This window comes from Paenarthrobacter sp. NPDC091669 (assembly GCF_044756725.1).
Classification (GTDB): domain Bacteria; phylum Actinomycetota; class Actinomycetes; order Actinomycetales; family Micrococcaceae; genus Arthrobacter; species Arthrobacter bambusae_C.
The window spans coordinates 133075-148178 of sequence record NZ_JBIVTK010000005.1; the positions used below are offsets into that span (position 1 = coordinate 133075).

11 protein-coding genes are annotated in these 15104 nt (G+C 60.3%); 10 read left to right on the forward strand and 1 reads right to left on the reverse strand.

Translation table 11 applies throughout. The features are described from left to right. Positions 1-117 precede the first annotated feature (117 nt). From ACIQLI_RS10315 to ACIQLI_RS10360, 10 genes are all read left to right on the forward strand, one after another. Positions 118-735, forward strand: a complete 618-nt coding sequence (locus ACIQLI_RS10315) for an acyltransferase (protein ID WP_026540062.1) — start codon at positions 118-120, stop codon at positions 733-735. Next, positions 732-1823, forward strand: a complete 1092-nt coding sequence (locus tag ACIQLI_RS10320) for a DegT/DnrJ/EryC1/StrS family aminotransferase (protein ID WP_354228215.1) — start codon at positions 732-734, stop codon at positions 1821-1823. The genes ACIQLI_RS10315 and ACIQLI_RS10320 overlap by 4 nt, the downstream gene beginning before the upstream one ends. Next, positions 1823-2809, forward strand: coding sequence for a Gfo/Idh/MocA family protein (locus tag ACIQLI_RS10325; RefSeq protein ID WP_089595601.1), 987 nt, complete (start codon positions 1823-1825; stop codon positions 2807-2809). Before ACIQLI_RS10320 ends, ACIQLI_RS10325 begins: the two co-directional genes overlap by 1 nt. Before the next feature lie 185 nt (positions 2810-2994). Continuing rightward, positions 2995-4179: a UDP-galactopyranose mutase gene (glf, locus tag ACIQLI_RS10330; protein ID WP_400387827.1), complete on the forward strand. Its 1185-nt coding sequence runs from the start codon at positions 2995-2997 to the stop codon at positions 4177-4179. Then, positions 4176-6179 (forward strand): glycosyltransferase, encoded by a 2004-nt coding sequence (locus tag ACIQLI_RS10335; RefSeq protein WP_400387830.1) that lies wholly within the window; start codon positions 4176-4178, stop codon positions 6177-6179. Before glf ends, ACIQLI_RS10335 begins: the two co-directional genes overlap by 4 nt. A 2-nt stretch (positions 6180-6181) precedes the next feature. Beyond that, positions 6182-7039, forward strand: a complete 858-nt coding sequence (locus ACIQLI_RS10340) for an ABC transporter permease (RefSeq protein ID WP_172324331.1) — start codon at positions 6182-6184, stop codon at positions 7037-7039. After that, positions 7040-7771: an ABC transporter ATP-binding protein gene (locus ACIQLI_RS10345; protein ID WP_089595598.1), complete on the forward strand. Its 732-nt coding sequence runs from the start codon at positions 7040-7042 to the stop codon at positions 7769-7771. It begins immediately after the preceding gene. A gap of 72 nt (positions 7772-7843) precedes the next feature. Continuing rightward, positions 7844-9952, forward strand: coding sequence for a DUF6541 family protein (locus ACIQLI_RS10350; RefSeq protein WP_400387835.1), 2109 nt, complete (start codon positions 7844-7846; stop codon positions 9950-9952). Positions 9953-9954: 2 nt separating this feature from the next. Then, positions 9955-10440, forward strand: a complete 486-nt coding sequence (locus ACIQLI_RS10355) for a GtrA family protein (protein ID WP_089595596.1) — start codon at positions 9955-9957, stop codon at positions 10438-10440. A gap of 3 nt (positions 10441-10443) precedes the next feature. After that, positions 10444-11400: a glycosyltransferase family 2 protein gene (locus tag ACIQLI_RS10360; RefSeq protein ID WP_089595595.1), complete on the forward strand. Its 957-nt coding sequence runs from the start codon at positions 10444-10446 to the stop codon at positions 11398-11400. 66 nt (positions 11401-11466) lie between these two features. On the opposite strand, the gene ACIQLI_RS10365 is transcribed toward ACIQLI_RS10360, so the two are convergent. Further along, a complete protein-coding gene (locus ACIQLI_RS10365) occupies positions 11467-14910 on the reverse strand; it encodes a chitobiase/beta-hexosaminidase C-terminal domain-containing protein (RefSeq protein ID WP_400387839.1) in 3444 nt (1147 codons plus the stop codon). Positions 14911-15104 lie beyond the last annotated feature (194 nt).

Here is a 15104-nt window from a genome sequence, read left to right on the forward strand (position 1 = left end):
TTTACGCCGTAATACAGCCTCGGGTGCGGCGTATGTGGACAAACCGGAGCGTTCTTCGTGGATGGCCCTTGACGCCGCGGCATGGTGTCTCAGCTAAGATGAATCTCGTTGTCGCGTGTGCTCAATGAGGAAGGACCTTCACCGGTGATAGTGGTTGCGGAGAGCGCCGATGTTTCAGACAAGGCGGTAATTGGTGATGGATCAAAGATTTGGCATCTTGCCCAAGTCCGCGAGCAGGCCGAGTTAGGCGTCAATTGCATCGTAGGACGAGGTGCCTATATCGGCACCGGGGTAAAGATGGGGGACAACTGCAAAGTCCAGAACTATGCACTTGTCTACGAGCCCGCGGAACTTGAAGCCGGCGTGTTCATTGGCCCGGCAGTTGTGCTGACCAACGACACCTACCCCCGTGCTGTCGGCCCGGACGGCAGCTTGAAGAGCGCTCACGACTGGGAGCCCGTTGGCGTCACCATTCGCGAGGGCGCATCAATCGGTGCCCGCGCCGTGTGCGTTGCTCCCGTGACCATTGGACGGTGGGCCACAGTAGCCGCCGGCGCGGTCGTGGCTAAAGATGTCCCGGATTTTGCCCTGATGGTCGGAGTTCCGGCCAAGCGTCACGGGTGGGTCGGCAAAGCCGGTTTCCCGCTGCAGCGCAGTGGAGAGAACTGGGTGTGTCCGGAAACCGGCGCAACGTATGTTGAACAGAACGAGACCCTTCGAGAGGTAGAGGCATGAGCCCCGAATTCATTCCCCCGGCCAAACCCATCATCGGCGATGAAGAGCGCAAGGCCGTTGATGCCGTGCTGGCTTCCGGCCAACTCGCCCAGGGCACGGAGGTAGCCTCTTTCGAGGAGGAGTTCTCCCAGGTCCTCCTCGATGGCAGGGCAGCCGTTGCCGTTAACTCCGGCACCTCGGGTCTTCACCTGGGCCTCCTGGCTGCCGGCATCGGTGCTGGAGACGAGGTCATCGTTCCGTCGTTTACTTTCGCAGCGACGGCCAACTCGGTGGCACTGACTGGTGCCACTCCCGTTTTCGCTGACGTTGATCCGGACTACTACACACTGGACCCAGCTTCCGTCGAAGCAAAAATCACCGACCGTACAGCGGCCATCATGCCGGTGCACCTTTACGGGCATCCGTTCAACGTCGACGCGATTGGCGCGCTTGCCACCAAGCACGGCGTCAAGGTCTTCGAGGACGCTGCCCAGGCCCATGGCGCAGCAGTTAATGGACGCAAGGTTGGCACCTTCGGCGACTTCGCGATGTTCAGCCTTTACCCCACCAAGAACATGACGTCGGGTGAGGGTGGCATGGTCAGCACCGGTCTGGCCGACGTGGAGCGCCGCCTCCGCTTGCTCCGCAACCAAGGCATGGAACGCCAGTACGAAAACGAACTGGTTGGCTTCAACTGCCGCATGACCAACATCCATGCCGCCATCGGCCGCGTCCAGCTGACCAAGGTCAACGGTTGGACCAAGACCCGCCAGGAAAATGCCGCCTTCTTTGACGCGAACATCGAAGGCGTTGTCACGCCTAAGGTCGCTGAAGGCTACGAACACGTTTACCACCAGTACACGATCCGCATCGCTGAGGACCGTGACGGTTTTGCCAAGGCCCTGCGCGAGGAATACAACGTTGGCTGCGGGGTCTATTACCCGATTCCCAACCACCGTCTTGCGCCTTTCCAGACCTCGGATGACCTTCCCGTCACCGAAGAAGCGGCAGCAAGTGTGCTCTCCCTTCCGGTGCACCCGTCCCTGAGCCAGGATGACCTTGACCGGATTGTTGCCGCCGTCAACGCTGTCGCCAAGGCGGGTAGCTAGTGGCGAATCTGCGCGCAGGCCTCATCGGACTGGGAATGATGGGGCGTCACCACGCCCGTGTCATTCGTGAACTTGAAGGCGTTGACCTTGTTGCTGTCGCCGATTCCTTCGGCGACCCCCACAACGTCGCCGACGGCCTGACGGTTTTCAACACGGTTGAGGAACTCATCGCGCAGGGCATTGATATGGCTGTGGCAGCAGTGCCCACCATCCTGCACGAGGAAGTTGCGCTGCAACTCGCCGAGGCAGGTGTCCACTGCCTCGTCGAGAAGCCGATCGCGAATGATTCCGAGTCGGGGCGACGCATCGCGGAAGCCTTTGAATCCAAGGGGCTCATCGGTGCCGTCGGGCACATTGAACGGTTCAATCCCTCGCTGCAGAGCCTGCGGGACCGTTTGGAGAATGGTGACCTGGGCGATGTCTACCAGATCAGCACGAGGCGGCAGGGGCCGTTCCCGGCCCGTATCGCCGACGTCGGGGTGGTCAAAGACCTGGCCACCCATGACATCGACCTCACAGCCTGGTTGGCCCAGAGCAACTTCGTCAACGTCGTTGCCCACACCACCTCGCGCAGTGGCCGCGAGCATGAAGATATGGTCACGGCCATTGGTCACCTTAAGAGTGGTGTTGTGACGAACCACATCGTCAACTGGTTGTCGCCCATGAAGGAACGCACCACGGTGGTTCTTGGTGAACGTGGCGCGTTCATTGCCGACACCATTTCCGCGGACCTCACGTTCGTGGAGAACGGTACGTTCCAAACGGACTGGGATTCCGTGGCGGCATTCCGCGGTGTTTCGGAGGGATCATCGACGCGCTTTGCCCTGGCCAAGCGTGAACCCCTCAAAATGGAGCACGAGGCCTTCCGTGATGCAGTTCTCGGAAAGTCGTTGAACATTGTCACCATGGCGGAGGGGCTCGAGACCCTGAGGGTCGCGGAGGCAGTTTTGGAATCCGCGAAATCCGGCTCAGTCATCACTCTCTGAGCACTTCAGATCAAGCAAGGCACCAAGGGGAGGATGGCCGCTGGCCAACCTCCCCTTGCCGTTTCCTGACGCGGCCCCTCACCACGGTGCCCCGCCCCGGATACGGGAACCCGCGTCATGTCGGGTAGCCTTGACCAGTAGACGTGGGCATTTCTGTGCCCGCACGCCAATACACAGGAGAGTTTGTGAACGCTGATCTCGTCGTCGTCGGCTCGGGTTTCTTTGGCCTGACCATTGCAGAACGCGCCGCTACCGAGTTGGGGCTGAAGGTCGCGGTGCTTGATCGCCGCCACCATATTGGAGGAAACGCCTACAGCGAGAACGAAGCGCAGACGGGAATCGAGGTCCACCGCTACGGTGCACACCTCTTCCACACGTCGAACGAACGCGTTTGGGAATATGTGAACCGCTTCACCAAGTTCACGAGCTACCAGCACAAGGTGTATACCAGCCACAAGGGCGAGGTTTACCCGATGCCCATCAACCTGGGCACCATCAACCAGTTCTTCCGTTCGGCCATGAGCCCAACAGAAGCGAAGGCCCTCATCGCGGAACAGGCCGGCGAATTGGCCGGGACCGATCCGCAGAACCTCAATGACAAAGGCATCCAGCTGATTGGCCGCCCGCTGTACGAGGCGTTTATCAAGCACTACACAGGCAAGCAGTGGCAGACGGATCCCAAGGACCTGCCCGCCGAGATTATTTCCCGGCTTCCTGTGCGCTACAACTACGACAACCGGTACTTCAATGACACTTACGAGGGTCTTCCGGTTGACGGCTACACAGCGTGGATCGAGCGTATGGCCGATCACCCCAACATCGAGGTTGTCCTGAACACGGACTTCTTCGACGACGGCGAGTTCGGCAGGTCTTCTGTTCTGGGCCAGGTACCGGTCATCTACACCGGCCCGGTGGACCGCTACTTCGACTACGCCGAAGGCGACCTGTCGTGGCGCACCATCGACCTTGAAGAAGAAGTACTTCCCATTGAGGACTTCCAGGGCTGTTCCGTAATGAACTACCCGGACGCCGATGCTGCCTACACGCGAATCCACGAGTTCCGCCACTTCCACCCTGAGCGTGACTACACCAAGGACGCAACGGTCATTATGCGTGAGTTCTCGCGCTTCGCCGAAAAGGGTGACGAGCCGTACTACCCGGTCAACACCTCTGACGACCGCCAGAAACTGCTCGCATACCGCGACCTCGCCCGAGGCGAGAAGTCCGTCCTCTTCGGCGGGCGTTTGGGAACCTACAAGTACCTCGACATGCACATGGCCATTGGCTCTGCCCTTTCCATGTTCGATAACAAGATCAAGCCGCACTTCACTGGCGGCGCCAAGCTTGAAAGCGGGGGAGTGGACGCATGACGGCTACTACGAACGAAAGTCAGATGACGGCGATGACCACCACGGATGACCTGACACCGGCCAAAGAAAGCCTGCGCATCGTTCAGCGTGTGGTTTTCCCAGCCAACCGCGACCTCGACACCCTTCCGCTGTATGTGGACCCGGACACCAGCAAGGTGAAGAAGGACGACGGCGACAGCGGCGCCGTCGTGCAGGCGGTCGGCATGACACGGAAACTGCACCCCGAGGACATCCTTGACCGCGGTTCAGTGCAGGTTCGCCGTGGTGAGCGGCTTTCCTTCGGTTCCTATTTCAATGCTTTTCCTGCCAGCTACTGGCGGAAATGGACCGTTGCCACGAAGACCGTCCTGCATCTTGAAACGGAAGGCGAGGGGACGGTCATTGTCTACCGCTCAAACGCCCGTGGCGCTTCCCAGCGTGTTGACTCCATACTCGTGGAGGGCACGGCCGGCAACGACTTTGAGTTGACCCTGGCGCCGTTCGGCGACGGTGGCTGGTACTGGTTCGACCTCATTGCCGGCGGTGACGGCATGACACTTAAGAGTGCCCACTGGGCAGTCCCGGATGAAGGCCGCCCCCAGGGCCGGGTCACGCTCGGCGTTACGACGTTCAACCGCGCTGACTACTGCCTCGAAACCATCAAATCGATTGATGCCGATGCCGGGCTGAGGGAGATCCTCGCCGAGCTGATCATCGTCGACCAAGGCAACAAGAAGGTCGCCGACGAAGATGGATTCGATGTAGTCGCGGAGTCGATGGGTGACCAGCTCCGCGTCATCAACCAGGGCAACCTGGGCGGTTCAGGCGGCTTCGCCCGCAACATGTATGAGATGGTCGTTTCCGACAAGAGCGACTACGTGATGCTGCTGGATGACGACATTGAGCTCGAGACTGAGGGCGTCATGCGTGCAGTGGCATTCGCTGACCTCTGCCGCAAGCCAACCATCGTTGGCGGGCACATGTTCGACATGTACAACAAGTCGGTCCTGCATGCCTACTCGGAGGTCGTCAACTTCTACCGCTTCCTTTGGGGGCCGGTGGAGGGCCTGGGCAACCACGACTTCTCCTCTGCGGGCTTGCGGTCCACCCCGCAGCTGCACAGGCGCTGGGATGCTGACTACAACGGTTGGTGGATGTGCCTTATCCCGAAGACCGTGGTGGAAACCATTGGACTTTCCCTTCCCGTCTTCATCAAGTGGGATGACGCAGAGTATTCACTCCGCGCCCGTGCGGCCGGTTTCCCGACTGTCACTCTTCCCGGAGCAGCTGTCTGGCACGTCTCCTGGGCCGATAAGGACGACTCTGTTGACTGGCAGGCCTACTACCATGAGCGCAACAGGCTTATCGCCACACTCCTGCACTCGCCGTTCCCCAAGGGCGGACGCATCCTGCGCGAAAGCCTGAACACGGATGTCAAGCACTTGGTGTCGATGCAGTACTACCCTGAGCAGGCGCGGATCATGGCCCTCAAGGATGTCCTTGCGGGCCCGGGCAACCTGCACCAGCAGCTGCCCACCACCATGCCCAAACTCCGTGCAATGCGCGAGGAATTCCAGGACTCCCAGGTGAAGACGGATCCCGGGGCCTTCCCGGAGGTCTTCCGGAAGCGTCCCCCCAAGAAGCCGCAGTCCTACAAGCAGCCCGGCGCCCTTGGTCTGCTTCCTTGGGCCGTGAAGACTGTCCTGAAGCAAACGCTGGCCCCCGTGCGTGACTCCGCCAAGGAGAACCCCGAGGCACAGGTGGCGCACCAGGATGGCAAATGGTGGAGTCTTGCGCACTTGGACAGTGCAGTCGTCTCCAACGCAGATGGCACGGGAGCTTCCTGGCACTTGCGTGACCCCAAGCTGGCCCGCCAGCTTGTGGTGGAATCGGCAAAACTCCATGCCCAGCTCTTCTCCAACTGGGAGACCCTGCGGGCCCAGTATCGTGAAGCTCTTCCGGAGATCACTTCGATGGACTCCTGGCGGGAAACCTTTGAAGCGTCGGAGCCCAGCAAGTAGCGATGTCGAACTCCACTGATACGTATGCTGTTCCGGGGGTGGGCGCCGGGCTGCTGGACGTCTACCGCCGGCGGTACCTCCTAAAGCTGATCGTCCGCAAGGAACTCCGTGTCCGCTATCGCGGCTCGGTGCTGGGTTTGGCTTGGTCCTACGTCAAGCCGCTGGTCCAGTATGTGGTCCTGTTTTTTGCCTTGGGCATCGTTTTGCGGGTTGGGGATCAAATTCCCAACTACGCGCTTTACATGTTCTCCGGTGTCATTGTCATCAACTTCTTCTCGGAAGCATTCTCGAATGCCACCCGATCCATCGTCTCGAATGCGGCACTGGTAAAGAAGATCTATCTTCCGCGTGAGCTGTTCCCGGTGGCATCGGTATGGGTGGCTGCAGTCCACTTCCTGCCGCAACTGATAGTCCTGCTGGCCGCAGCACTGCTGAGCGGGTGGCATCCGGACATCATGCAACTCTTCGGTGCCCTTCTTGGTTTCGTCATTGTGGCCGTTACGGCAACAGGCCTTGGCCTGTTGGCCGGTGCCATCAATGTGTTCTTCCGGGATGCCGAAAACATCGTGGACATGCTGATGATGATCGTGACGTGGACTTCGCCGGTCTTGTATGACTGGACCATGATCCGCCGCTTGGCTGCGCCCTGGGTGTTGACGATCTACCAGCTCAACCCCATTACCGTTGCTGTGGAACTGTTCCACTGGGCGTTTTGGTATCCGACAGTCAATCAGCCTGTCGAATTGCCTCCACACCTCCTGGTGACCGGCTTCATCGGCCTTGGCATGGCGGCACTGTTCCTTGTTATTGGCCAGATCGTCTTCCGACGGCTCGAGGGCCACTTTGCGCAGGAGGTCTAAATGGGTGCAGCAGTAATCGTCAAGGGCCTGAAGAAAACCTTCAACCTCCGCCACTCGCACTCCATGAAGGAAACGCTGGTGTGGCTCGCCAAGGGGAGAAAAGGGGATCTCACCAAGAAATTCGATGCCCTGCACGACGTCAGCTTTGAGATCCAGCCGGGGGAGACCGTGGCATTGTTGGGCTTCAACGGCTCCGGCAAGTCCACGCTTCTGAAGCTGATCTCAGGTGTCATCCTGCCCGACCAAGGGACCGTTCGGACCAAGGGCAGGGTTGCGGGCCTGATCGAGGTGGGAGCAGGCTTTCACCCGGATTTGTCGGGTCGTGAAAACGTTTATCTCAATGCAGCCATCCTGGGGATGACGGAACAGGAGATCCAGGAAAAGTTCGACGACATTGTTGCCTTCTCCGAGATCGAACAGTTCATTGACACTGAGGTGAAGTTTTATTCTTCGGGTATGTTCCTCAGGCTTGCGTTTGCGGTAGCTGTCCACACCCAACCGGATATTTTCCTTGTGGACGAAATCCTGGCCGTGGGCGACGAACCGTTCCAGAGGAAGTGCCTGGCCAAGATCAAGCAGCTTTCTGATGAAGGCCGGACTTTGGTGGTGGTCAGCCATGACCTGGACATGATTTCGCGGATCTGCGACCGGGGAGTGGTGCTGTCCTCGGGCACGGTCCAGTTCGAGGGTCCGGCTGACCAAGCCGTGGCGTGGCTGCGGGAACGAAACTAACCCGCATCCAATTGCAAGAGTCGTCTGTCAACGGATGGCTGGTGGAAGCATCTAAGAAAGGCGATCGTAGGAATGGGTATCGGCCCGCTGCTGTTGTGTGTACTCCTGATCGTTGTGTTGTGGTGGGGCCCGGGCTGGATACTGGGAGAAGCGTTGGGCGTTCGCCGGGTTCTACTGCCCGTTGTAGCACCATTGCTCGGAATGGGCGTCCTGACCGTCATCGGCGTTATGGGAAATGCGCTGGGACTCAGCTGGCAGTTGCTCCCGGTGACTGCAGTCTTGCTGGTGCTGTGTGCACTCCTGTTTGCCCTGCGCCTGACCCTGCGGCGCTATTTCCCGGATAAGTTCGGGACTGTTGCCCAGCCGCCTGTCTTTGGCAAGCAGGTTTTTAAGGGTTCGTGGTGGATCCTCCTGGCTGGTTTGGTCGCTGGCGGTGCGGTTGCGGCTGTCTCTTGGATTGTGGGGACCGAAGGCCTCCAAGGGATCAACCAGGACTGGGACATTCCCTGGCACGCCAACATGATCCGGCTGATCTCCGTGAACCACGAGTGGGATCCGAGTATCGCAGGCAACTTTGCCTACTACGACACCACCATTCCCGAGGCTCCCATCCGGAGTTACCCGATTGCCTTCCACGCAGTGTTGTCACTGTTTTGGCCGATGAGCGGTGTCAGCATCCCGGTGTTCCTGAACGTCTTTGTCCTGGTGATGATGGCGGTTCAACTGCCGTTGAGCACCATGGCCTTGACCATGCTGGTCACCCGCCGCCCGATTGCTTTGGCGGCCGCGGCGGCCGTTGCCGGTTGGTTTACGGTCTATCCTTACGATCTCCTGTGGCGTGGCCCGCTGATTCCATTCTTTGCCGGAATGCTGCTGGTTGGGCCGTTTGCCCTGCTGGCAGTGAAGGGGGCATTGGAGCGGCAGAAGTTCTGGATCCCCGGCATCGCTTTTGGCGCAGTCGGACTCATAGCAGTCCATCCCTCACTGGCCTTCGTTGTCCTGCCAGTACTGATCTTCTGGTTGCTTTCCGCACTGATCCGGCGCAAGGGCAGAATCCTCGGCATCACGGTCTACCTTGCGGTCTCCGGTGTTCTGGCAGTCGTCCTCGGTTGGCCGATCATCGCCCAGATGCTGAAGGAATCCGAGCGCGTCTCCAAGCAGGTCTGGGCTGCGGACACTGACCGCAACGGCGCTATTCAAAACGTCATTTTCCTGAACCACGGTTCAATGGCCATGCCGATCCTGACGGCCCTTGTGGCGCTTGGCTGCCTGGCTGTAGCCCTGAGGATCCGCATGTGGTGGTACTTCGGTCCTGTCCTCGCCTTCGCCTTCCTCTCGGTTTACACCATGGGTACCGACAACCCACGCTTCATGACTTTGACGGCCCCGTTCTACGACGACCAGTGGCGTATCTTCGGCATCCTCGTGATGCTCCTTGTACCACTTGCGGGTTTGGGAGTGGCACAGTTGGCCGAAGCCATCGCCTGGCTGGTGGCAAAAGTACGCAACCGCTCAGCCAAGTCCACTACGGACGGAATCACGGCCGGCCGCAGGCCCAGCCACGTGGTGACCGCAGTTGCCGCGGCGGCGGTACTCCTTGTCAGTGGCATTGCGGCCATTCCGTACTTCAAGCAAAACGCCCAACGCATCAACATCAATACCAAGGTCGATGGGGCCACATTGAGCGCATCCGAGGTTGGACTCCTCAGTAGGATCGATGAGTACGTGCCAGCGGATGCCACGGTTCTGAACGACTCCTGCGACGGGTCCGTTTGGATGTACGCGCTGGGTAACCGCATGCCGATGATCCGCCACTTCGAGATCCTTCCGACCAACCGCCAGTTGCTGGTTCTCCAAAAGCTTCCCGAGCTTGCCACCGACTCCGAGGTCCGTGACGCCGCTGCTGAACTGGGTATCGAATGGGTCTACATCGCTGATGGCAGGATCCGGGCGTGGGACGAACCCAAGGCCGGGCTGACGCAGCCTGACTCCATTCCGTACCTTCAGCTCGTAGTGCGTGAAGGAAATGCTGCGCTGTACAAGATTGACTGGTCGCAGCTGCCTGGCGGCAAAGAAGCATTCGACGCCGCTGCGAAGGACCGGCTGCAGCTCGACGGCGTATCGGGAATTCTGGAGAACCGGAACCCTGATGGCATAGCACCGCTAGGAAGGATCTGCTGATCATGAAGGCGTTCATCTCCAAGTTCCTTGCGTCCAGCTTGTTCAAGTTCCTGCTGATCGGCGGCCTGAGCTTCCTCTTGGATCTCGGGCTGCTGGCCCTGTGCTTCCAGGTCTTCGGCTGGCCTTTGTGGCTGGCGACCGGTGCGGGCTTCTGGGGCAGCTTCTTCTTCAACTACTTCCTGCAGCGCCATTTTGCGTTCAACGGCGGTGGAACCGCCTTGGGTGGCGTACTTCGCTACTCAGGGCTCCTGGTGTTCAACACGCTTGCCGTGATGGGCATCGTTGAGCTTTTTCAGTTCATCGGTGCCGGCTACGTGATAGGTAAGGTGGTTGCGACGATTGTGACCATGGGGTGGAACTACTTCATTTACAAGCACTGGGTCTTCCCGCAAAAGAAGCAACCGAACAGCGGCAGCGAACAGTCAGATGGCCAGTCGGGCACCGACGCGCCAACACAGAAACTCACACCAAACAGCAGCGAAGGATAATCGATGTATCGAGGCGTTCGAATTGCCGCGGTAGTACCGGCCTACAAAGAAGAAAACCACATCGCACAGGTCATCGAAACGATGCCTGATTTTGTTGATGACATCGTCATTGTTGATGACTGCAGCCCGGACGACACGTCAGGGGCAGCACGTCGGGCCGACGACGGCCGGGTCACCTTGATTCGACATGAAGTCAACCAAGGCGTGGGAGGCGCAGTCCTGACGGCCCACAAGGCCGCAATGGAACTGGGCGCCGACATCAATGTGGTCATGGCCGGCGATGCCCAGATGGATCCCGACTACCTGCCGCAGCTTCTTGATCCGGTGGTCGATGGCTACGGATTCGCCAAGGCCAACCGCTTCTTTTCGGGTGAGTCATTCGCGGGCATGCCCGGCTACAGGATCTTCGGCAACATCGTGTTGTCCTTCATGACGAAGCTCGCTTCCGGTTACTGGCACATCTTCGATCCGCAGAACGGCTACACCGCCATCCGCACGGAGGTCCTCCGCCGTCTTCCCATGAACAAGGTGGCAGCACGCTACAGCTTCGAAAATGACCTCCTGATCCACCTCAACATTCTGGATGTCCCGATCGTTGACGTGCCTATTCCAGCTGTTTACGGCAACGAGGTCTCCAGCATCAAGCTCCGCAAGGTCATTCCTGAACTTCTTGCCATGCTCTTTGGCGGCTTCTGGCGCCGTGTGTGGTGGAAGTACATGGTGTGGTCCTTCTCCGCAGTTGCCCTCCTGCTGATCGCAGGCATTGCCTTGATCGTCATGGGCCTGGTGGCCGGAATCTGGGTACTTGCCGCAAGTGTGGGTTCACCGACGGCGGGTTCGGTGATGCTCGCTGTGGTGCCCTTTGTGCTGGGTGTCCAGATGCTGCTGGTGTCCCTGCAATTGGATATCCAGGCGAGCCCCAACAGGCCCACTATGCATCCCATGAAGGAACGTACCTAGGCATGTGCTGAAACAGGGGAGGGGCCCGGACGCGTCGGCGTCCGGGCCCCTCCTTGTTTCGCCTTCCTATGGCAGGGACGTGAATCCTCCCCAGCCCCAGCCGACCTGGCTCCGGGAGAGCCATCCAGACGTCCCGTTGCCGGGATACAGGAACAAGTTGCCGCCGGTGTCACGGGCGAGGACGTCGTTCTTGCCGTCGCCGTTGAAGTCGCCCGGCCCGAGGATGGCGGTCATGCCACTCCATCCGCTTCCCACCTGGACCCGGCTAAGCCAGCCTCCTGTGCCGTTGCCGGGGTAGAGCCAGAGAATGCCTGACGTGTCTCTGGCAAGGACATCGGTCTTGCTGTCGCCGTTGAAGTCCCCGGTACTGAGGATGGCATTCATGGAATTCCAACCGGTACCCACCTGGGCGCTTGAGGCGAAGCCGCCAGTGCCGTTCCCCCGGTAGAGCCACAGTATTCCGCCGGAGTCCCTAGCGAGGACGTCTGCCTTCCCGTCGCCGCTGAAGTCGCCCGGCGCCAGGATCAGCGTCATGCCGGACCAGCCTGTGCCTGCTTGAACGCGGGTCTGGAGGCCTCCTGATCCATTTCCAGGGTAGAGCCACAGAACGCCGTTGGTATCCCTGGCCAGGACGTCGCTGCGTCCGTCCCCGTTGAAGTCCTTGGTGGGGACAATGGCATTCAACGAGTTCCACCCGGTGCCGAGCGAGCGTTGGGCCAACCAACCTCCGGATCCATTGCCCGGGTACAGCCAGAGCGTGCCGGAGTTGTCGCGTGCCACGACGTCGTTCTTTGCATCGCCGGTGTAGTCCTTCCACGTGTTCGCCGGTGGGGCTGTCACGGTATAGGCCTGGGTGACGATTGCCGAACTGTTGTTGGACGTGTCCACTGCAAAATACTTCAGGGTCATCGCTGCTGTGAGGGTGATGGCCGTGGAGTACTTGTTGGCGGCTGTAGCGGTCGGATTCGTGCCGTTGGTGGTGAAGTAGATGCTCGCACCCACCTCATTCGCCGCCAGCGTGATCTGCTGGTTGGCGGGATAGCTGCCAGCCGGCGGCGTCACCGTGACCACTGGCGGTGTCGTGTCCAGAACGGTGTAGGCCCGCGAGGTGACCGCAGAGGGGTTTCCGTAGGCGTCAACAGCAAGGGCCTTCACGGTGGTGTTGCCCGTGAGGGCAAACGGGGCAGTGTAGGACTTGGTGCTTCCCGAGGCAGTGGTAGCGGGGGTGGTGCCATCGATGGTGTAGAAGATGCTCCCCGGTTCGCTCGAGGACATAGTGACAAGTTGTCCCGAGGCATAGGCTCCGGCCGCGGGTGCCACGGTCAGGGTTGGAGCGGTGCTGTCCAGTACGTACGTCTGCGTGGCCACAGCCGAGGAATTTCCTGCGGTGTCCCGCGCGAAGTACTTCAGGGTCAGCGACGTCAACGGAATCGGGCCAGAGTACACAGGACTCGACGTCGTGGGGACAGTGCCATCCTTGGTGACGTAGATGGTGGCTGCTTCGTTGACCGACAACGTGATGGACTTGCCGGCTCCATGGGTGCCTGCAGCAGGGTCTACGGAGACAACTGGTGGTGCAGTGTCTGCAGCAAACACCGTCACATTCCTGGTGGCAGTAGACGTGTTTCCAGCGTTGTCCCTCGCTTCCACCGTGAAGGTGACGGGACCACTGGGAACGTTGGTGTAGGCCTTGGGCGAGGTGCATGCAGTATAGGCGTTAGAGCCGAGCTTGCACCGGAATCCCGCAATGTCCGTGGCCGTTGACGCGAAGGTGAACGACGGCGAGATGCCCACCGTTGCTCCCTCTGCCGGCGAACTGATGGACACCTGTGGTGGAGTCAGGTCGGCGGTCACTGTAACCGATGCTACCGGGCTGACGTTGCCGGCCATGTCCGTGGCCCTGACGCGCAGCACGTGCTGCCCTGCGGTTGCCAGGCTGAGCACCTGGCCGTTGGTGCAGGCTGTGTACACCGTGGTGGAATCCACCGAGCAGGACAAGACTGAATCGGGGTCGGAGGTGACACCGAGGACTGGCGAGCCGTTGACGGTTGCGCCGGCCGTGGGTGAGGTAATGACAGGAGCGGCGGGTGCGGTGACATCGACCGTGAAGGCCCGCGAAACAGGGAGGCCTGTGGGTGCAGCCCTCACCGAGAACGTATAGGCGCCGTTGGCCAGAGCAGCCGACGGTGTAAAGGTTCCGCCGGTACATACCTGCCAAACCGGCGTCGCTGTGCTCAGCTGAAGACTGCATTCAAGGGCCCCGCCCGGAGGGGTGGAGGCAACAGTGAAGGTTGGCGTGGAGTCGTTGGTGAAGGCCGGGTTTGCTGCCTGGGTGCCGTTTGCCGCCGTCGGACCGCTGACGATGGACGGAACAACGCCTCCCAAGGTGAGCAGCCTTCCTCGCTCAGCGGGTTTCGCGGGTTCCAGTTGTCCCGGATCTTCCATCACCAGAAGTTTGCCGTCACGCATGGCCAGTCCGCCGACCTTGCTGAAGCCGAGGGCCCATTGGTTGTTGACCGTGTCCGTGCTCAGATCGATGCGCGTGACGGTGTCCTTGCCGGCGTCGGCTGTGGTGGTTCCGCCGCCGGTTCCTGTGTAGAGGACCAGGGGCGACTGCCAGTCATAATAGATGGCCGTCGGCTTGCCGACGTTATAGAGGGGCGCTGGGACGTAGTTGGTCAGGACGCCGTCATCGGGGGCTGTAAAGACCGTCAAACCAGAGGTTTCGGCAACGTACACCACCACGTTGCCCGCGCTGTTGCGGTGCGTGGCCGCAAGGCTGAGGGAACTGGAATTGACGGAAGCGATGGATTCGATGCTCGGGTGGAGTGCTGTAGGATTCACGATCTTGACGATTGACCGCGCATTGGCGAACGACAGGTAGATATTGCCGTCCGGACCGTCGCTGACGGCGTTCGGACGCAGGTCCCCGTCGAAGATGGTCAGCGCACCATCGTATTCGAAGACGCCGCCATCGGGGTTCCACAGCGCGCGTACGACGTCGGAACTTCCGACGGCGGCATCCGGTATGAACGCGATTTCATCACCATCGCCGTGGCTGGCAGGCGATGGATCGATCATGGCGGGTGTTCCGGCCAAGGCCGGACCACTGTCGTGCCCCGGCAGTGTCCCGCCCAGGCAAGTGTTCGTTTCGAGGCTGCCGGCGGTGGCGCCGGACGCCTCTGTTACGCGGCAGAATCCTGCGCGGGCATCGGAAACCCATAAGCGCCCGTCCGGGTCTACAACGGTGCCGGCAGCTTTGGTGAGACCGGTGGCTACGGTTTGACGTGCCTGATCCGCAAAAGCCGGGCCTGCTGTCAGCACGCCGGTAAGTGCCGCCGTTGCGAGGCTGGCAGTAGCCAGGACTGCCGTGAGTTTGTGGTGTTGCCGGCTTCCGGCCGCCCTGCGGGATGCAAGGTGACGGGGAGTCTTGGAAAAGGTTCTTGAGCGACCGGCGAAGGCAAGACATGCCAAACCAAGCTGAAGAACACTGCGTTTGCGCGTGTCCACCGAGGGATCCCCACTTCATTCGGATGCTCCCCAGCTCCGCATGCATTGGTTATTCGCCCCACGCCGTTTCCGGCTGCGTCTACGTCCATCTTCCACCAATTTTCACATTTGTCACTAGCAAAGTCCGGAAGATGTCCACATTGGGGTTCGCCACCCGTCCGTCTTGACCACGCAACGACTGCACCGCACGATTG

Bases quoted from the DNA above. Each gene is read 5' to 3' on its own strand.
- ACIQLI_RS10320 (WP_354228215.1), top strand. From the start codon at position 732: ATGAGCCCCGAATTCATTCCCCCGGCCAAACCCATCATCGGCGATGAA.
- ACIQLI_RS10335 (WP_400387830.1), top strand. From the start codon at position 4,176: ATGACGGCTACTACGAACGAAAGTCAGATGACGGCGATGACCACCACG.
- ACIQLI_RS10340 (WP_172324331.1), top strand. From the start codon at position 6,182: ATGTCGAACTCCACTGATACGTATGCTGTTCCGGGGGTGGGCGCCGGG.
- ACIQLI_RS10345 (WP_089595598.1), top strand. From the start codon at position 7,040: ATGGGTGCAGCAGTAATCGTCAAGGGCCTGAAGAAAACCTTCAACCTC.
- ACIQLI_RS10350 (WP_400387835.1), top strand. From the start codon at position 7,844: ATGGGTATCGGCCCGCTGCTGTTGTGTGTACTCCTGATCGTTGTGTTG.
- ACIQLI_RS10355 (WP_089595596.1), top strand. From the start codon at position 9,955: ATGAAGGCGTTCATCTCCAAGTTCCTTGCGTCCAGCTTGTTCAAGTTC.
- ACIQLI_RS10360 (WP_089595595.1), top strand. From the start codon at position 10,444: ATGTATCGAGGCGTTCGAATTGCCGCGGTAGTACCGGCCTACAAAGAA.